Origin of the sequence: Microbacterium sp. UBA3486 (assembly GCF_002377845.1) — a bacterium.
Lineage (GTDB): Bacteria > Actinomycetota > Actinomycetes > Actinomycetales > Microbacteriaceae > Microbacterium > Microbacterium maritypicum_A.
Genome location: NZ_DFQP01000075.1, coordinates 1 through 17,317, shown reverse-complemented (window position 1 = coordinate 17,317; position 17,317 = coordinate 1). Strand labels below are relative to the sequence as shown.

16 protein-coding genes are annotated in these 17,317 nt (G+C 69.5%); 9 read left to right on the top strand and 7 right to left on the bottom strand.

Going from position 1 to position 17,317, the window contains the following annotated elements; all coding sequences use genetic code 11:
• The first annotated feature begins 137 nt into the window (after positions 1–137).
• The 3 genes from B2869_RS11190 (at position 138) to B2869_RS11180 (ending at position 3,609) form a co-directional block, all read left to right on the top strand.
• Positions 138–2,102 carry a M13 family metallopeptidase gene (locus B2869_RS11190; protein ID WP_292766440.1) on the top strand — a complete coding sequence of 655 codons (1,965 nt, stop codon included), beginning with the start codon at positions 138–140 and terminating at the stop codon, positions 2,100–2,102.
• Between the two features lie 110 nt (positions 2,103–2,212).
• Positions 2,213–3,178, top strand: a complete 966-nt coding sequence (locus B2869_RS11185; protein ID WP_136024119.1) for a serine hydrolase — start codon at positions 2,213–2,215, stop codon at positions 3,176–3,178.
• Between the two features lie 29 nt (positions 3,179–3,207).
• Positions 3,208–3,609 carry a hypothetical protein gene (locus B2869_RS11180; RefSeq protein WP_021198251.1) on the top strand — a complete coding sequence of 134 codons (402 nt, stop codon included), beginning with the start codon at positions 3,208–3,210 and terminating at the stop codon, positions 3,607–3,609.
• An 18-nt stretch (positions 3,610–3,627) separates the two neighbouring features.
• Here B2869_RS11180 and B2869_RS11175 read toward each other — a convergent pair whose 3' ends face one another.
• Positions 3,628–5,067 carry an MFS transporter gene (locus tag B2869_RS11175; RefSeq protein WP_081859788.1) on the bottom strand — a complete coding sequence of 480 codons (1,440 nt, stop codon included), beginning with the start codon at positions 5,065–5,067 and terminating at the stop codon, positions 3,628–3,630.
• 100 nt (positions 5,068–5,167) lie between these two features.
• Here B2869_RS11175 and B2869_RS11170 point away from each other — a divergent pair, with 100 nt between their 5' ends.
• Complete coding sequence (locus B2869_RS11170; protein ID WP_029258551.1) at positions 5,168–5,857, top strand: GNAT family N-acetyltransferase; 690 nt, start codon at positions 5,168–5,170, stop codon at positions 5,855–5,857.
• 40 nt (positions 5,858–5,897) lie between these two features.
• Here B2869_RS11170 and B2869_RS11165 read toward each other — a convergent pair whose 3' ends face one another.
• The gene (locus B2869_RS11165) at positions 5,898–7,367 is read right to left on the bottom strand and encodes a peptide MFS transporter (protein ID WP_292766432.1); all 1,470 of its coding nucleotides are present in this window, start codon (positions 7,365–7,367) and stop codon (positions 5,898–5,900) included.
• A 115-nt stretch (positions 7,368–7,482) separates the two neighbouring features.
• Here B2869_RS11165 and B2869_RS11160 point away from each other — a divergent pair, with 115 nt between their 5' ends.
• On the top strand, positions 7,483–8,868 hold the full coding sequence (locus B2869_RS11160; protein WP_292766429.1) for a glycine--tRNA ligase: 1,386 nt from the start codon (positions 7,483–7,485) through the stop codon (positions 8,866–8,868).
• Positions 8,869–8,917: 49 nt separating this feature from the next.
• Here B2869_RS11160 and B2869_RS11155 read toward each other — a convergent pair whose 3' ends face one another.
• Positions 8,918–9,877, bottom strand: a complete 960-nt coding sequence (locus B2869_RS11155) for a helix-turn-helix transcriptional regulator (protein WP_292766426.1) — start codon at positions 9,875–9,877, stop codon at positions 8,918–8,920.
• Between the two features lie 68 nt (positions 9,878–9,945).
• On the opposite strand from B2869_RS11155, the gene B2869_RS11150 reads away from it, so the two are divergent.
• Positions 9,946–11,094 carry an epoxide hydrolase family protein gene (locus B2869_RS11150; protein ID WP_292766422.1) on the top strand — a complete coding sequence of 383 codons (1,149 nt, stop codon included), beginning with the start codon at positions 9,946–9,948 and terminating at the stop codon, positions 11,092–11,094.
• A gap of 129 nt (positions 11,095–11,223) precedes the next feature.
• On the opposite strand, the gene B2869_RS11145 is transcribed toward B2869_RS11150, so the two are convergent.
• The 3 genes from B2869_RS11145 to B2869_RS11135 are packed head-to-tail and all read right to left on the bottom strand — an operon-like array spanning position 11,224 to position 13,545.
• A complete protein-coding gene (locus B2869_RS11145) occupies positions 11,224–11,649 on the bottom strand; it encodes a DUF1801 domain-containing protein (protein WP_292766419.1) in 426 nt (141 codons plus the stop codon).
• Complete coding sequence (locus tag B2869_RS11140; RefSeq protein WP_136024109.1) at positions 11,646–12,218, bottom strand: HhH-GPD-type base excision DNA repair protein; 573 nt, start codon at positions 12,216–12,218, stop codon at positions 11,646–11,648. The genes B2869_RS11145 and B2869_RS11140 overlap by 4 nt, the downstream gene beginning before the upstream one ends.
• A gap of 31 nt (positions 12,219–12,249) precedes the next feature.
• Positions 12,250–13,545 carry a glutamyl-tRNA reductase gene (locus B2869_RS11135; RefSeq protein WP_292766416.1) on the bottom strand — a complete coding sequence of 432 codons (1,296 nt, stop codon included), beginning with the start codon at positions 13,543–13,545 and terminating at the stop codon, positions 12,250–12,252.
• 87 nt (positions 13,546–13,632) lie between these two features.
• Here B2869_RS11135 and hemE point away from each other — a divergent pair, with 87 nt between their 5' ends.
• A complete protein-coding gene (gene hemE, locus B2869_RS11130; protein ID WP_292766414.1) occupies positions 13,633–14,655 on the top strand; it encodes a uroporphyrinogen decarboxylase in 1,023 nt (340 codons plus the stop codon).
• 2 nt (positions 14,656–14,657) lie between these two features.
• Here the strand turns inward: hemE and B2869_RS11125 are convergent, their stop codons facing one another.
• Positions 14,658–15,560, bottom strand: coding sequence for an NAD(P)H-binding protein (locus B2869_RS11125; RefSeq protein WP_292766412.1), 903 nt, complete (start codon positions 15,558–15,560; stop codon positions 14,658–14,660).
• 67 nt (positions 15,561–15,627) lie between these two features.
• Here B2869_RS11125 and B2869_RS11120 point away from each other — a divergent pair, with 67 nt between their 5' ends.
• On the top strand, positions 15,628–15,960 hold the full coding sequence (locus B2869_RS11120; protein ID WP_021198263.1) for a metalloregulator ArsR/SmtB family transcription factor: 333 nt from the start codon (positions 15,628–15,630) through the stop codon (positions 15,958–15,960).
• Positions 15,961–16,006: 46 nt separating this feature from the next.
• A partial coding sequence (locus B2869_RS11115) for a protoporphyrinogen/coproporphyrinogen oxidase (RefSeq protein ID WP_292766409.1) occupies positions 16,007–17,317 on the top strand: 1,311 nt, incomplete at its 3' end.

Here is a 17,317-nt window from a genome sequence, read left to right as displayed (position 1 = left end):
GCTCCCGCCGAGCAGCCGCGACGCCGCCGCTTCTCCCTGCGACGCCGCGGGTGATACGGATGCGACCGGGCCCCCACCGAGGTCGTCGTGTGTCCGCGCTCGACAGGGTGGGGGAGGCGGGTCATAGGCTGGAGCGCATGACTGACGTTCTTCCCGTGGGCCTCGCCCTTGATGAGTTCAGCTCCGACATCCGCCCGCAGGACGACCTCTATCGTCACGTGAACGGGGCGTGGCTCGCCCGCACCGAGATCCCGGGCGACAAGGCGCGCTGGGGCTCGTTCCACCTCCTCGCCGAGCAGGCGGAGAAAGACGTGCGCGCGATCATCGAGGAGTCGCAGGACGCCGAGGAGGGTACCCTCGCCCGTAAAATCGGCGATCTGTTCGCGAGCTTCATGGACACCGAGCGCATCGATGCCGCCGGAGTGACGCCGCTGGCCGAGACCCTCGCCGAGATCGACGCGATCGACGGCATCCCCTCGTTCCTGCGCACCGTCGGCGCCTACGACCGCGACGGCCGTGCATCGGTCATCGGCCTGTACGTCGACGGCGACCCGGGCGACCCCGAGCGCTACCTTCCGGTGCTCGTCCAGGCGGGTCTGTCGCTGCCGGACGAGAGCTACTTCCGCCTCGACACGTTCGCCGCCACCCGGACCGCTTACCGCGCGCACCTCGAGCGGCTGCTCGGCCTGGCCGGCGTCGCCGACGCCGCGACGAACGCCGACCGTGCGATCGCGCTCGAGACCGAGCTCGCCGGGCACCACTGGGACAACGTGCGCAGCCGTGACGCGGTGGCCACCTACAACCTCAAGACGTGGGACGAACTGCAGGCGCTCGCCGGGGTGGACCTGACCCCGTGGCGCGAGGCGGTCTCGCCGTCGAACCCGGCGGCCTTCGATGAGGTCGTGGTCTCGCAGCCCAGCTTCTTCGAGGGGCTCGGCTCGCTGCTGACGTCCGAGCGCCTCGACGACTGGAAGGCGTGGCTGCGTGCCAAGGTCGTGCACGCGGCGGCTCCGTACCTGACCGATGACCTCGTGCAGGAGAACTTCTCGTTCTACGGCACCGAGCTCACCGGCGTCCCCACCATGCGCGAGCGCTGGAAGCGCGGCGTCTCGCTCACCGAGGGCGCGCTCGGCGAGGCGATCGGCAAGGTCTACGTCGAGCGGCACTACCCGCCGACGGCGAAGGCCGCGATGGACGAGCTGGTCGCGCACCTCATCGAGGCGTATCGCCAGAGCATCACCGAGCTCGAGTGGATGACGGCCGAGACCCGGGAGCGCGCGCTCGCCAAGCTCGACTCGTTCACCCCGAAGATCGGACACCCCGAGGTGTGGCGCGACTACTCGAGCCTCGAGATCGATCGGGCCGACCTGTTCGGCAACGTGCGTCGCGCATCGATCTTCGAGCACGACCGCAACGTCGACAAGGTCGGCAAGCCCATCGACCGCACCGAGTGGCACATGCCGCCGCAGATGGTCAACGCGTACTACAACCCGTCGATGAATGAGATCGTGTTCCCCGCGGCGATCCTGCAGTACCCGTTCTTCGACGCCGGTCGCGACGCCGCCGCGAACTACGGGGGCATCGGGGCGGTCATCGGTCACGAGATCGGCCACGGATTCGACGACCAGGGCAGCCGCTACGACGGCGACGGCCGGTTGCAGGACTGGTGGACGGATGCCGACCGCTCGGCTTTCGAGGAACGCACGAAGGCTCTGATCGCGCAGTACGACGCGCTCGTCCCCGAGGGTCTGGATGCCGAGCACCACGTGAACGGCGCGCTCACGATCGGTGAGAACATCGGCGACCTCGGCGGACTCGGCATCGCGTTGAAGGCCTACGAGCTGTCGTTGGACGGCGCGGAGGCCCCGGTCATCGACGGGTACACGGGCGTGCAGCGCCTGCTGCTGTCGTGGGCGCAGGTGTGGCAGCAGAAGAGCCGGGATGCCGAGACGCTGCGCCTGCTGACGATCGACCCGCACTCGCCGAACGAGTTCCGTTGCAACCAGATCGTGCGCAACATCGACGCCTTCTACGAGGCGTTCGGAGTGAGCGAGACCGACGCCCTCTGGCTGCCCGCGGCATCGCGAGTGACCATCTGGTGACCAATCGTCGCACTCTGTGAAGCATCCCCCGGCGGTGGGGTTACGATAGCCCTGCCGCCGGGGAGTGTCTCCCCTCGGTATCCCGCACATCCACCCCCCTAAGGATCAGCGTGGGCGCTCTCGAGCCTGGTGAAGGCTTCCGCAACTCCTCGGCCCCCGAGTCGCTCGACGGTGCCCCGGAGGCATCCGGTGCGGGTCGGCGCTCCCAGCGCACCAGTCGTCGACTCCCTCGACGAGCCGCCGCCGGACGCCGGTCGTTCACGGCCACCCTCCGCTCGCTGGAGGGGCTCGTCGATTCCGGTGCGCAGGTCTCGGTGCACGTCGTCGACCTCGACAACCACGTGCACGTGCTTGCCGGCGACGACCACGTCACGATGCCGATCGCGGGCCTCGGAGTGGTGCCGCTGCTGATCGAGGTCGCTGCGGGCTTCCAGAGCGGTGCTCTCGATCCGTTCGAGATCGTCGAGCGCGAGAGTGTCGAGGCCGTGGAGACCTCGGGACTGTGGCGTCATCTGCATGCGCCGGCGCTGCCCCTCGAAGACCTCGCCGTGATGGCGGCGACCGCGGGAGATCCCATCGCGGTGAACGCGCTGCTGCAGCGGGTCGGACACGATCGGGTGCGCGAGCGCATCGAATCGCTCGGGCTGCGTCGCACCGCGCTGCTCGACCGCTTCCGCGACCGCCGCGGGCCCGACGACGCCCCGCAGGTCGCCGTGGGATCCGCGCGGGAGCTCGCCGGGCTCTTCTCCGCTCTCGTGAACTCGCAGGTGGTCGACGCCGCCGTCAGTGCGCAGGTGTCGGAATGGCTGAGCCTCAACCAGGACCTGAGCCTGGTCGCAGCCTCCACGGGTCTCGACCCGTTCGCGCACGATCACGATGCCCACGGCCTCCTGTTCGTGAACAAGACCGGTCGCGATCGTGGAGTGCGCGCCGAGGCGGGTGTCCTCGCCGGTCCTCGTGCCGGGGTGGCCTACTCGCTCATCGTGTGCTTCGACGACCTCTCGATCACGCATCGCCTGCGCGCGCACGACGCCTTCCGGGTGCTCGGCGTCGAGCTCATGGAGTACACGCACTGACGATGCCGTCGCGTCGCTAGCATCGAGGGATGCCGCGATCTGACTGGACCCCGCACCGCCGTGATGACGGCGAGCTGCTGGGATGGATCCACCCCGATGGAGACGAGTGGGTGCCCGTCGACGTGCTCGGGCGACCCGTCTCCGCTCCCGCGGAGTGGCTCGATGCCGAGGCTGCTCTCGAACAGCACGGCATCGCCTGGCTCGCCGATCCGTGGATGCTGGACGGCGAGGACGAGCGCCCGCTGCGGGTGCGCATCCTCGAGGTGACGCCCGACGAGCACGAAGCCCCGGGACGGATCGTGGTGAAGATCGACGACTTCGGCGATATGACCCGTCCAGCGACCACGCAGTTCATCCTGTCGTGGCCGATCCCGGACCGGCTGCGCCCACCGCGCGAGGACGACCCGGATCCGCGCACGATCGCGCGCTGAGGTGGGTCGCTGACGGGCTCAGTCAGGCAGTGACGGATGCTGCTCCGCTGCGCGCTGCCTCGGGATGAAGAGCGACAGCACCACGGCGATCGCCCCCGCGGCGATCGCGAGCCAGAAGCACACCTCGAACGCGGCCCTGGTGGGAACGGCGACACCGTCGATGTCCATGCTCATCGCGGCCAGGACGCCACCCATCACGGCTGAGGCTCCCGACGTTCCGATCGACCGGAACAGCGCGTTCAGCCCGTTCGACGCTCCGGTCTCGTTGGCCGGGACAGAACGCATGATGATCATCGGCATCGCGGCGAACGTGAAGCCGATCCCGACGCCGATCAGCAGGTTCGCGATGAGGACGTGCCACACCTCGCTCGACCACAGCAGCACGAACACGTAGGCGAGCACGATCGCGGTGGCGCCGACCGTGAACAGCGGGCGCGGACCGACCGTGCGCTCGAGCCAGCCCGAGAGCGGCGAGATCACCATCATCACCAGGCCTGCCGGCATGATCACGAGTGATGCGGCGACCATGTCGAGGCCGAAGCCGCCACCGGTGGCCGGCGCTTCGAGCATCTGCGGGAACGTCACGTTCGAGGCGAAGAGCGCGAAACCCATGCCGATCGCGGCGATGTTGGTGAACAGCACCGCCGGCCGCGCGGCAACGCGGAGATCGAGCAGAGGGTCCGTGGTGCGCAGCTGGTACCAGCCCCACACCAGGAGCACCGCGAGTCCGCCGATGATGCACGTGAGCGTCAGTGGTGAGGTCCAGCCCCACTGCGCGCCCCGCGAGACGAAGAGAAGGATGCCGGTGAGGCCGATCGCGAGGCCGATGGCGCCGATCACGTCGAGTCGGCCGGGGGAGCGCAGCACGTCCTCGGGGATCACCGCGATCACCAGCGCGAGGCCGACGGCACCGAGGGCGGCCGCGAGCCAGAAGAGCATGTGCCAGTCGGCGTTCTGGGCGAGGAGGGCGGCCACGGGCATGCCGATCGCCCCACCGACGCCCATCGTCGCGCTCATGAGGGCCACGGCGGTGCCGAGGCGCTCGGGTGGCAGCACGTCGCGCATGATCGCGATGCCGAGCGGCACGACGCCCGTGACTGCGCCTTGCAGAGCCCGGCCGATGATCACGCCGACGATCGAACCGGAGACCGCGGCGATCACGGAGCCGAGGATCAGGATCGCGAGGAGCGCGATCACGACGCGGCGCTTGCCGTACATGTCTCCGAGTCGGCCGGAGATGGGGGTGGCGACCGCGGCGACGAGCAGGGTGATCGTGACGACCCAGGTCGTGTCCTCGCGCGAGGCGTTCAGCAGTTGCGGCAGCTCGGCCTGCAGCGGCACGACCAGCGTGAACATGAACGACGAGCAGAGACCCGCGAAGGCGAGCACGGCGACGATCGCCCACTTCGGAGGGGTGCGGGAGAGCCGCTTCCTGGCTCTGTCGTCACTCGCACCCACCGGCTCAGGCTATCGGCGATCGAGCGGTGCGGGGTCGATCAGCGGATGAGATCCGCGCCTCCGATTCCTCGAACGGGCCGAGGAGGGGCAGACTGGGTGCGTGCGAACCATCCGTGATCTCGACACCGTTGAACTCATCCTCGACGCGCAGGGCCTGCTCGACTCCATCCGGGGTCCGCAGCGCGTGGTGGATGCCGGAACCCTGCGTGCCCTGCAGCAGTCGGGCAACTACGTCGTCGGCTTCTTCGACGGTGAGGGCGACGACGAGCGCATGGTGGGCGCCTCCATCGCCTTCTTCGGCGAGCCCGCGCGCCGTGCGATGCACTCGCACATCACCGCCCTGCTCCCCGAATACCGCGGTCGCGGTTGGGGTCGCGAGCTCAAGGAGCACCAGCGCCAGTGGGCGTTCTCCCGCGACGTCGGCCGCATCACGTGGGTGTTCGACCCGCTCGTGGCACGCAACGCGCACTTCTTCTTCACCGTGCTCGGCGCCCGCGCGACCGGCTACTCGGTCAACCGCTACGGCATCTTCGGCGGCGGCGACGCGGGCGATGAGAGCGACCGGCTCGATGTCGAGTGGGCGCTCGCCGACATCGCCAAGCCTCCGGCCGACGACACGGTCGTGGAGACCCTCGAGATCCCGGCCGACATCGAGGCGCTGCGCGTCTCCGATCCTGCGGCCGCTCACGAGTGGCGCCTGCGCCTGCGTGCCCAGATGGAGGGTCTGCTCGGCAGCGGCCTCCGGATCGCCGGGTACGACACCGCGCGCGGCTACCTCTTCACCGCCTGAGAGGATCCGCTTCACCGCGTGATCTGCGGACGCGGAGCGCTCAGCGCACCCCGCGCATGAGCGTCAGCACGGGCTTCACGCTGAGCAGCAGTCCGATGCCGACCACGATGGCGATGCCGCCGAGGATCGAGAAGAAGGGCACCTCGTTCTCCGGGTCGTAGAACTGCACGAGCCAGCCGGAGATCGCCGTGCCCAGCGCGATCGACAGGAAGAACAGCGCGACCATCTGCGTACGGAACACGGTCGGCGCGAGCTTGGTCGCAGCCGACAGGCCGACCGGCGAGATGAGCAGCTCGGCCACGGTGAACACGAAGAGGATCCCGACGATCGCGAGCAGCGGCGTGGAGTTCGCTCCTCCGCCGGCGAACGGCAGGAAGAGCAGGAACGCCGATCCCATGATGATCGCGGCCAGCGCGAACTTGACCGGGGTCGAGGGCTGCCGCTTCCCGAGCTTGGTCCAGATCGCCGCGAAGACGCCGGACAGGATGATGATGAACACCGGATTGATGGACTGCACCCACGACACGGGCATCTCCCATCCGAAGAGATTCCGGTCCAGGCGCTGGTCGGAGTAGATCGTCAGCACGGTGAACTGCTGCTGGTACAGCGACCAGAATGCGACGCTCGTGATGAACAGCGGCAGGAACGCCCACACCCGGGAGCGTTCGGTGGCATCGATGCGGCGGCTGCCGAGGATGACCGAGAAGTAGGCGACGGCGGCGACGATCGTGACGCCGATCACGAGGGTGGCGAGGTTGTCGGGCCGGATCACGCCGGTCAGCACCAGGACGGCGATGAGTACGACCGCGCCACCGGCGATGAGCCCGACCAGGAGGTAGCGGGACTTCGGGAGCGGGTTCGGCACCTCCCGCGCCGAGGCGGGCAGCGACGTGCGGCCGAACGCGTACTGGATGAGTCCCAGCGTCATCCCGACGGCCGCGAGTCCGAAGCCGTAGTGGAAGCCGAGCGAGGACTGCAGGATGCCGGTGAGGATCGGACCCAGGAAGGCGCCGAGGTTGATGCCGAGGTAGAACAGCGAGAACCCGGCATCCCGTCGTGGATCGTCGGCGCTGTAGAGACTGCCCACGACCGACGTCGCATTGGCCTTGAGTCCACCGGAGCCGAGTGCGACGAGCACCAGGCCGACGCCGACACCCACCGCTCCGGGGAGCAGGGCGAGGGCGAGGTGTCCCGCCACGATCACCATCGCGCTGACGAACAGCACCCGCTCCGCGCCGAACAGGCGATCCGCGAGCCACGCGCCCAGGATCGTCGAGAGGTAGACCGATCCTCCGTACGCGCCGACGATCCCGCCCGCTATCGCCTTGGGGATGCCGAGGCCGCCTTCGGTCAGCGAGAAGTACAGGTAGATGAGCAGGATGCCCTGCATGCCGTAGAAGCTGAAGCGCTCCCACATCTCCACGCCGAAGATGTGCACCAGGGCCCACGGTTGCCCGAAGAACCGGGTGTCGTCGTCGCGGGTCCGCGGTGTTCGCGCTGCAGTGCTCATCCCCAGGACGCTACTCCGGCGCAGCCGTCGAGGCCAGGGAGCGCGCGGGAACCACGGATAGAATGAGGTGCCCGTGTTCACGGGTTTCCTCCCGCATCCGACCATTGGAGCCACCATGGCCGAACAGTCCCGCCTCGACAAGGTCATCGCCCTCGCCCGCCACCGCGGGTTCGTGTTCCAAGCGGGTGAGATCTACGGCGGTTCCCGGTCGGCCTGGGACTACGGCCCCCTCGGTACGGAGCTCAAGGAGAACATCCGCCGGCAGTGGTGGCAGACGTTCGTGCGCGGTCGTGGCGACATGGTCGGCCTCGATTCCAGCATCATCCTGCCCAAGCGCGTGTGGGAGGCGTCGGGTCACGTCGCGACCTTCACCGACCCGCTGGTCGAGTGCCTGCAGTGCCACAAGCGCTTCCGCGCCGACAACCTCATCGAGGACTTCGAGGCGCGCAAGGGCCGGAAGGCCGAGAACGGTCTCGCCGACGTCCCCTGCCCGAACTGCGGCACCAAGGGTCAGTTCACCGAGCCCAAGGCGTTCTCCGGTCTGGTCAAGACCTACCTCGGCGTCGTCGACGACGAGTCGGGTCTCTACTACCTGCGCCCCGAGACCGCGCAGGGCATCTTCGTGAACTTCTCGAACGTGCTCACCGCGAGCCGCAAGAAGCCGCCGTTCGGCATCGGCCAGGTCGGCAAGGCGTTCCGCAACGAGATCACGCCCGGAAACTTCATCTTCCGCACTCGCGAGTTCGAGCAGATGGAGATCGAATTCTTCACGCCGCCGGCCGAGGCGCAGGAGTGGTTCGAGCACTGGGTCGAGGCCTGCTGGAACTGGTTCATCGATCTCGGCATCGACCCCGAGAACATGCGTCAGTTCGACGTTCCGGAGGACGATCGCGCGCACTACTCCGCCGGCACGATCGACGTCGAGTACAAGTTCGGCTTCACCGGCAAGGAGTGGGGCGAGCTCATGGGCGTCGCCAACCGCACCGACTACGACCTCTCCAGCCACAGCGAGGCGTCCGGCCAAAGCCTGACGTACTTCGACCAGGCAACGGGCGAGCGTTACACCCCGTACGTGATCGAGCCGTCTTTCGGTCTCACCCGCGCGATGATGGCGTTCCTCGTCGACGCCTACCGTGAGGAGCAGGTGCCCAACGCCAAGGGCGGCACCGATGTGCGCACGGTGCTCAAGCTCGACCCGCGCCTGGCTCCGGTCAAGGCCGCCGTGCTGCCGCTCAGCCGTAACGAGAACCTGTCGCCGCTCGCTCGCGAGGTCGCCGACACGCTCCGCAGCTCGTGGGCTGTCGACTTCGACGACGCCGGCGCGATCGGTCGCCGCTACCGTCGCCAGGACGAGATCGGCACCCCGTTCTGCGTCACGGTCGACTTCGACTCCCTCGACGACCGCGCCGTCACCGTGCGCGACCGCGACACCATGGCGCAGGAACGCGTCTCGATCGACGAGCTGCACGCCTACCTGGCCGAGCGCCTGCGCGGCGCCTGAGCACGCGGCATCCGGACCCCGTCGGCCTCACGCAGGCCGGCGGGGTCTTTCATGTGCTCCCGGCCACCGCGCGTGCGTAGCGCTCGGAGAGCAGCTGCAGGCGCGGGATCAGCTCGGGCGGACTCTCGACCGTGAAGTCCATCATGAGCATCCCGATGTAGGCGGCGACGGTGTCGAGGCTGTCGGCGCCGGTGACGAGGATGCAGTGCTCGTCGTCGACCGGTTCGACCACCCCGACCGCGGCGTGGATCCGTGCGAGCACCGCCGCGGCCGGCGCATCGATGCGCAGCCGGGCGTGCACGATCCACCCGCTCACGGCGATGGTCCGCATCGCGAACGCCGTGTAGTCGCCGCCGGGCAGCGGCTGGGGATCGAAGCGGCGATGGGTCGGCATCCGCAGCTCCATCCAGTCGACACGGTACGTGCCCCACTCGTCGGTCGCGGGGTTGCGGGCGACCAGATACCAGCGCCGCACCCAGGTGAGCAGCCGATACGGCTCGACCAGCACGGGCGCGCCCTCGTAGTCGAAGCGCAGCCATTCCTCGTTGCGGATCGCGCTCGCGATGGCCTGCAGCGACGCGGCGTCGACCTCCGGGTCCGGCGCGTCGGTGTCGTTGTTCTCCGGGGCGCGGTCGACGCTCGAGCGGAGCGCATCCACCGTGGGGCGCAGGTGCGAGGGCAGCACCTGTTCGAGCTTGGCGAGAGCCCTGGCCCCCGACTCCGCCACCCCGGCGATGCCCGCTGCAGCGCGGAGTCCGACCGTGACCGCCACGGCCTCCTCGTCGTCGAGGAGCAGCGGGGGAAGCTTGCCGCCCGCGCCGAGACGGTATCCTCCGATGGATCCGCGCGCGGCGTCGACCGGGTATCCGAGGTCGCGCAGCCGCTCGATGTCGTGCCGCACGGTGCGGGAGGAGACACCGAGCCGGGCGGCGAGCTCGGTTCCGGAGCGCTCGGGTCCGGTCTGCAGCAGGGCCAGCAGGGCCAGCAGCCGCGCGGTGGGATCAGCCATGAGAGCTCCTCGAAAGTTCTTCATCCATTAGGAACGGATCCAACCTAATGCCCTCTTACCTTCGAGATATGGAAAACACGACGCTCACGTTCCGCCCCTTCACCGTCTCGGTCCCCGCCGCCGAGGTCGCCGATCTCCAGGATCGCCTCGCCCGCACCCGTCTTCCGCAGCCGTCGCCGACGGATGACTGGGATGCCGGCACCCCCAACTCCTACCTGCGCGAGGCCATCGCCGCCTGGCGCGACTTCGACTGGGCTGCTGCTCAGGAGCAGATCAACGCCGTTCCGCACTTCGCCACCGAGATCGACGGCCAGACGATCCACTTCATCCACGTGCGGTCGGCTCACGAGAGCGCGACGCCGCTGCTGCTCGCGCACACCTACCCCGGTTCGGCGGTCGACTACCTCGACGTGATCGACCGTCTCGTCGATCCGGTGGCGCACGGCGGCCGCGCGGAAGACGCGTTCGACGTCGTCATCCCGGATGCGCCGGGGTACGGCTTCTCGCAGCCGCTCGCCTCTGCGGGGTGGACGACCGCCCGGGTCGCCCAGGCTTACGACCGGCTGATGCGCGGGCTCGGCTACGACAGTTACGGCATCCACGGCTCGGACAACGGCGCGATGGTGGCGCGCGAGCTGGGACTGCTGAACCCGGAGGGTTTCCTCGGACTGCATGTGCTGCAGCTGTTCTCGTTCCCCTCGGGTGACCCGGCGGAGTTCGAGAAGCTCGAGCCCGCGGACTACGCCGGCCTCGAGCACATGCAGTGGTTCCAGTCGGTCGGCGGGTACAACGCGATGAACTCCTCGCGCCCGCAGACCGTGTCGGTGGGGATCAGCGACTCCCCGGTCGGGCTGCTGGCTTACAGCGAGCTGTTCAACTCGTTCGGCAACGGAACCTCCCTCGTACCGCTGGAGAAGATCCTGCTCGAGGTCAGCGTGAACTGGTTCGCGAACGCGGCATCCGGCATGAGCCGCAGCTACCTGGAGAACGCCAGGGCCGACGCCGCGGCCGAAGGCGCCGAGCCGCGCATCAACGCCGCGCGCACCGGAGTCGCGGTCTTCGCCGACGACTTCCAGACGATCCGGGTCTTCGCCGAACGCGACAACTCCAACATCGTGCACTGGAGCCGCTTCGACGAGGGCGGGCACTTCGCCGCTCTGGAGCGCCCCGACCTGCTCGCCGGCGACATCCGCACCTTCTTCGCCGCTCAGGCCTGACTCCTGTCACGTCGGGCCAGACCCACGCTCCTCGCCGAGACCCAGCCGCGCAGACGCTGCTGCGGATGGGTCTCGGCGCGCAGCATGGGTCTCGAACCGCGAACCCTGCGAGCATGCTCGCGACGCGACTCAGCCCGTGACGGTGAGCTGCACCTCGGGGGTGCCGCCGGCCTCGACCCAGGCGAGTGAGCGCTCCAGGATGCCACGCAGCACGTCGAGGTCGATCTGCTCCAGGTCCTTGATGTAGAGGCAGCCAACGCCGGTGGTGTGCGGGCCGAGCTTCGCGAGGGCCTCGCTGTGCGCGGCGACGCCGTCGAACAGGTAGATCGTGGTGGCGGCCTTGCGCGGGGCGAAGCCGAGCAGTCCGCTGTCGCCCTCGGTGCCGGTGGGGTAGCGGTAGTGGCAGGATCCGAACCCGATGATCGTGCCCCACGTCTGCGGTTCGCGTCCGGTGATCTCCTGCATGAGCGCGGTCAGGATCTCGGCGTCCCGGCGGCGGACCGCGGGGGAGGAGCGGGCGATGAGCCCTGCGACGTCGTCCCCCGTGGGTTTCACTTCGAGGCCTTCGCCGCGGCCTTCATGGCCTTCTTGTGCTCGCGCACCTTCGCGAGCGAGTCCGGCGAGACGATGTCGGCGACGCTGCGGTACGACCCGTCCTCACCATAGGGAGCGGAGGCCTCACGCCACCCCTCGCCCGTGAAGCCGTACTGCTTGCCGAGGAGGGCGAGGAAGATCTTGGCCTTCTGCTCTCCGAAGCCGGGAAGGGCTTTCAGTCGCTTCAGCACCTCGGGCCCCGACGGGTCCCCTTCGGTCCACAGGGCGGCGGCGTCGCCGTCCCAGTCGTCGACGAGGGTCTGGCACAGTGTCTGCACGCGTGTCGCCATGGACCCGGGGAAACGGTGCACGGCCGGAGTCTGCTTGAACGCCTCGAGGAACTCGTCCGGTGCCATGCCGGCGATCGTCGCGGCGTCGGCTGCTCCGGTGCGCTGCTCGATCTTGAGCGGACCGGCGAACGCGGTCTCCATCGGAACCTGCTGGTCGAGCAGCATCCCCACGAGGAGGGCGAGCGGATTGTCGGTCAGCAGCTCGTCGGCGGCGGTGTCTCCGGTGATGTGAAGGGCCATGCCTCCAGTGTCCCACCCACGCGTGCGCGTGTCAGGCGGTGGCGGCGTCCTCCGACGACTCAGCCTCGGGTGCGATGCCGTAGAGCGCGGCCAGTGCCGCGGTGAACTCGTCGGCACGACCCGCCGCGGCGAGCTCGTGAGCGCGCACGGTCGGAGTGTGCAGCAGCACGCCGGAGAGGTGACGCAGGGCCTGTTCGACCTTGCCGTCCTCGTCGCCGCGCGCCCGGGCACGATCGATCTCGCGTTCGAGCAGCTCGAAGATGTGCGAGCGGAAGGCCACGACCGACGGGGTCACGCTCTGACGCGCGCCCACGACATGGAACGTCTCGGCGGCTTCGCGGACGACGCTGCGCGCGGCATCCGTCGCCTGCAGTTCTTCGAGCGGTGCGTGCAGGCGGATGGTCTCGAGGTCGAGCAGTGCGACGCCCTCGAGGGAGGCGACGGCGGGGTCGACGTTGCGCGGCATGCCCAGATCGACCACGAGCTGGCTGTGCGCGCCCACGGGGCAGCCGGCTGCGGCGGGACCTGTCGGCAGCTGCAGGTGCTCGGGGCCGAGCACAGGTTCGGTGGCCGTGGTGCAGGTGATGAGCAGGCTCGAGTGTGCAGCGGTGCGGGCGTACTCGTCGGCGGTGATCGGACGGATGCCGTGCTTCGCGGCGAAGACCTCGGCGCGGCCGGAGGGCGAGTACACCGAGATGTTCACGGCGCCGCGCTCGCGGAGCGTGGCGAGAGTGACCGCGGCGTAGGCGCCGGTGCCGACCAGAAGCACGCGCTCGGCGGACCAGTCGGCGATGCGGCTGTCGGCGAGTTCGAGCGCGAGGCGCACGAGCGAGCGGCCGGCACGACCGAGGGCGGTGACGTTCTTGACCTTGCGTTGTGCCTGGCTGGCGCGCTGGAAGAGGCGCTCGAGCTCGGGCGAGGTGGTGCCGTCCTTGCGGGCGGACTTGAGGGCGCGGCGCACCTGACCGGCGATCTCGCCCTCGCCGGAGACGACGGATTCGAGGCCGGAGGCGACGGAGAAGAGGTGCTCGGCAACGCGTCGACCCGAGTGCACGGTGTAGGCGCCGTCGAGGTCGGCGGCGGAGATGCCGGTCGCGGACTCGACCGCCTCGATCACGGCCTCGACGCCGATGGCGCCGGCGGCGGTGACCGGTTCGTCCATTTCCACGTACGCCTCGAACCGGTTGCACGTCGCCAGGACGACCGCACCCTGCACGCACGGCGCCATGCCCACGATGGTGGGAGCGACGTCGTCGGGGGTGCGGCTCAGGCGTTCGAGCAATTCGAAGGAGGCGGTCTTGTGACTCGCCGTCACACACAGCAGCACAGATCGATTGTACCGGAGTGTCTGCGGGCGAGGGTCCGACCCTTCGAACTCGGCGGCTCCATAAGGCGCGGATGGGAGGATGGACGCATGGCCCTCTCCGACGCCCCGCTCCTGCGCGCCCTCGCCGGCGACCGTCCTGCCCACCCTCCGGTGTGGTTCATGCGACAGGCCGGCCGGTCGTTGCCCGAGTACCGCGAGCTGCGCGTCGGAACCAGGATGCTCGATGCCTGCCTCACCCCTGACCTCGCCGCCGAGATCACTCTGCAGCCGGTGCGTCGCCACGGGGTCGATGCGGCCGTGTTCTTCAGCGACATCGTGATCCCGCTGCGCCTCGCCGGCGTCGATGTCGAGATCGAGCCCGGTCGCGGCCCGGTGTTCGCGAACCCGGTGCGTACGGCAGCCGACGTCGAGCGCATCACTGCGATCGACCCGGACGACCTGGACGGCACGGCCATCGCCGAAGCGGTCCGTCTCGTCACGGCGGAGCTGGGCGACACCCCGCTCATCGGGTTCGCGGGCGCGCCCTTCACGCTCGCGGCCTATCTCGTCGAGGGCGGTCCCTCCAAGGAGCACCTGCGGGCCAGGGCCATGATGCACTCCGACCCGGACTCGTGGAACCGTCTGGCTGGCTGGCTCGCCAAGGTCTCGCGCCGCTTCCTCGAGACGCAGCGCGACGCCGGAGCCTCGGTCGTCCAGCTCTTCGACAGCTGGGCAGGATCCCTCAGCACCGCCGACTACCGCGCCTTCGTCGCCCCGCATTCGCACGCGGCGCTTGCGGGCATCGGTCTGCCGACAATCCACTTCGGCGTCGGCACCGGCCCGTTCCTCGCCGACATGCGCCTCGACGGTGCGGCCGACGGGGTGGGAGTCGACTGGCGCCAGCCGCTCGACGAAGCGGCCGCGATCCTCGGACCGGATGTCACGGTGCAGGGCAACATCGACCCGGCGCTCCTCGCAGCCCCGTGGTCGGTGCTCGAGGCCCACGTACGCGACGTCGTCGAGCGCGGCCGTGCGGCGCGAGCCCACATCCTCAACCTCGGCCACGGCGTTCCTCCGGAGACCGATCCCGACCAGCTCACCCGCATCGTCGAGCTGGCGCACACGATCTGACCTCAGGCCCTCCGTGCCGGCTGCAGGCGGCGCGTGATCCGCAGGTCGTCGAGGGTGAAGCGTCCCTGCGGAAGTGCTTCGCGGATGCCCGAATCGTCGAACGGGCGTGACGGCCGGATCCCGAGGGGGGCTTCCGGAGCGAACGGCGCGGGTTCGCTCACGCCTTCGGCGAGCATCCGCGCCTGGGCCTTCGCGACGAGCGGCACGACCATGGTCCACTCCGTCACCTGCGCCAGCGCGCGCACCATCCATGTCGGCACGGGGACGAAGGCGGGTCGGCGTCCGGCGACGCGGGCGATGCGGCGGATTGCCTCGCCGAGCGTGATCTCGTCGGCTCCCATGACGGCGATCGTCGGTTCCTCGATGCGGCCCTCGAGAGCGGCGACGAGCACATCGACCGCATCCTCGACCGGTACCGGCCGTGCCGTGCGCTCGCGATATCCGACGGTCCAGAAGAACGGCAGGGTCCGCACCGCCTTGGTCACGTGGTCGATCATGTGGTCGCCGGGGCCGTAGATCATGCCGGACTTGAGGATCGTGTGCGGGATGCCGGAGGCGCGCACGATCTCTTCCGCCTCCCACTTCGACTCGTGATAGCCGGACCCGCAGTCGGGGCGTGCCCGGAGGAAGCTGACGAGGACGATGCGCTGCACCCCCGCGCGGCGAGCGGCCTCCACGACGGCTCTCGTGCCGTCGACGTGCACGCGACGGAAGGTCTGCTCTCCGATCTCGCGGTTGATCCCGGCGCAGTGCGCGACGGCGTCGCACCCCTCGAACGCGGAGGCCAGCGCGTCGACGTCGGTGATGTCGACGCCGTTTCGACGGGAGACGACGACCGCATCGTCGAGACGTTCGGCGAGATTCCTGCCGACGAAACCGGTACCGCCCGTGATGGCAACTCGCATGATGCTTCTCCTTCGCTCATTAGCTACGCGGCTAAACACTATCTAGCAAAGGTGCTATAATGCAACCATGGCAGACAGCGCGACCGACATCTTCGCAGCGCTGGCGCACCCTACGCGGCGCCAGATCCTGCAGGACCTGAAAGACGGTGAGCTCGCGGCCGGCGAGATCGCGTCGCGCTTCTCCGCGAGCGGCCCGACCATCTCCCGTCATCTGAGCGTGCTCCGCCAGGCCGGACTCATCAGCGAGCGCCGCGACGCCAATCGCATCCTCTACTCCCTCGTCGGCGAGCGCCTGGCTCTCTCGGTCGGCGACTTCCTCTCCACGGTGTGCCCTGAGCAGATCGTGCTGCGCGAGGTGCGCAAGCGCGGGCGCGGTGCGTCGGAGCCCGTCGAGGCGTGAACCGTCCGTCGCCGGGGCCCGACCGGCCCGGTGCGAGAATTGACGCATGAGCCCTGAGCCCTCCGCTGCCGAGCCGTCCGACCTCGCCGCCCGTGCGGCGGACAAGCATGTCGTCGTGGTCGGAGGCGGCATCGGGGGCCTCGTCGCTGCGCGGGAGTGCGCCAAGGTCGGGATGCGCGTCACCGTGCTCGAGGCTGCCGACGATCTGGGTGGCGCGATCCGTCGGGTCGATCTGGATGGCGTGATCGTCGATGCCGGCGCCGAGAGCTACGCGACCAGGGGTGGCCTCGTGCGAGCGCTCGTCGAGGAGCTGGGACTGGCCGACCGCATCGTGGTCCCGCAGGCCGGCGGCGCATGGCTCGCCGGCATTCCCGGAGTGGGCGCGGCACCTCTCCCGGCCGGCGGCATCCTCGGCATCCCCGCCAACCCTTTCCAGCCCGACGTCCGCCGCATCATCGGGTGGTCCGGCGTCTGGCGCGCCTATCTGGATCGCGTGCGGCCGCCACTCACGATCGGCCACCAGCTCAGCCTCGGCAAGCTCGTCGCCTCGCGCATGGGGGCGAAGGTGCGGGATCGCCTCGTCGCTCCCGTGACGACCGGTGTCTACTCCGCCTCTCCCGACGACGTCGACATCGACGTCGCGGCGCCCGGACTCAATGCCGCCCTGACCCGGGTCGGCTCCCTCTCGGGGGCTGTGCAGACGCTCCGTGACGAGGCTGCGGCGAAAGCCTCTCACGCCGCGTCGGGGGCGAAGTCGCCAGCAGCGAAGACCCCCTCTACGACACCGGGAGCCGCCGTGGAGGGACTCTCCGGAGGTATGAGCACCCTCGTCGACGCGCTCGCCGCCGACCTGGTGCGGCTCGACGCCGACGTGCGCACGGGCGTGCGCGTGCGCCGTGTGCGCAAGGTGGGGGCGGCCTGGACTGTCGACGTCGAGGTCGCGCCTACCCGTGAGGTTCCCTCGAGCGTCGACGACGCGGACCCGCTCGTGGTCGAGCTGCAGGCGGCCGTCGAGGATTCCGCGCCGCCCGTGATCGAGGAGCTCGCCGCCGACGCCGTCATCATCGCGACCCCCGAATCCGCAGCGCGGGAACTCCTCGCCTCGGTGGTGCCCGACCTTCTGAAGACAGAGGCCGCAGCCTCTCCTGAGATCGAGATCGTCACCCTCCTCCTCGACGCGCCGGAACTCGCCACCCCGCCCCGCGGTACCGGCGTGCTCACCGTCCCGGGAAGCCACACCGCCAAGGCGCTCACCCACTCGACGGCGAAGTGGGGCTGGGTGCGCGAGGCCGCAGGTGCTCGGCAGATCGTCCGGGTGTCGTTCGGCGCGCAGGGCGAGCCGGCGGCCACCGCGGGC

What these genes read in the sequence shown, in the direction of transcription:
- B2869_RS11165 (WP_292766432.1), bottom strand. Translation starts at nt 7,367, where the DNA reads ATGAGCACTGCAGCGCGAACACCGCGGACCCGCGACGACGACACCCGG.
- B2869_RS11150 (WP_292766422.1), top strand. Translation starts at nt 9,946, where the DNA reads ATGGAAAACACGACGCTCACGTTCCGCCCCTTCACCGTCTCGGTCCCC.
- B2869_RS11120 (WP_021198263.1), top strand. Translation starts at nt 15,628, where the DNA reads ATGGCAGACAGCGCGACCGACATCTTCGCAGCGCTGGCGCACCCTACG.
- B2869_RS11190 (WP_292766440.1), top strand. Translation starts at nt 138, where the DNA reads ATGACTGACGTTCTTCCCGTGGGCCTCGCCCTTGATGAGTTCAGCTCC.
- B2869_RS11140 (WP_136024109.1), bottom strand. Translation starts at nt 12,218, where the DNA reads ATGGCCCTTCACATCACCGGAGACACCGCCGCCGACGAGCTGCTGACC.
- B2869_RS11155 (WP_292766426.1), bottom strand. Translation starts at nt 9,877, where the DNA reads ATGGCTGATCCCACCGCGCGGCTGCTGGCCCTGCTGGCCCTGCTGCAG.
- hemE (WP_292766414.1), top strand. Translation starts at nt 13,633, where the DNA reads ATGGCCCTCTCCGACGCCCCGCTCCTGCGCGCCCTCGCCGGCGACCGT.
- B2869_RS11180 (WP_021198251.1), top strand. Translation starts at nt 3,208, where the DNA reads ATGCCGCGATCTGACTGGACCCCGCACCGCCGTGATGACGGCGAGCTG.
- B2869_RS11125 (WP_292766412.1), bottom strand. Translation starts at nt 15,560, where the DNA reads ATGCGAGTTGCCATCACGGGCGGTACCGGTTTCGTCGGCAGGAATCTC.
- B2869_RS11160 (WP_292766429.1), top strand. Translation starts at nt 7,483, where the DNA reads ATGGCCGAACAGTCCCGCCTCGACAAGGTCATCGCCCTCGCCCGCCAC.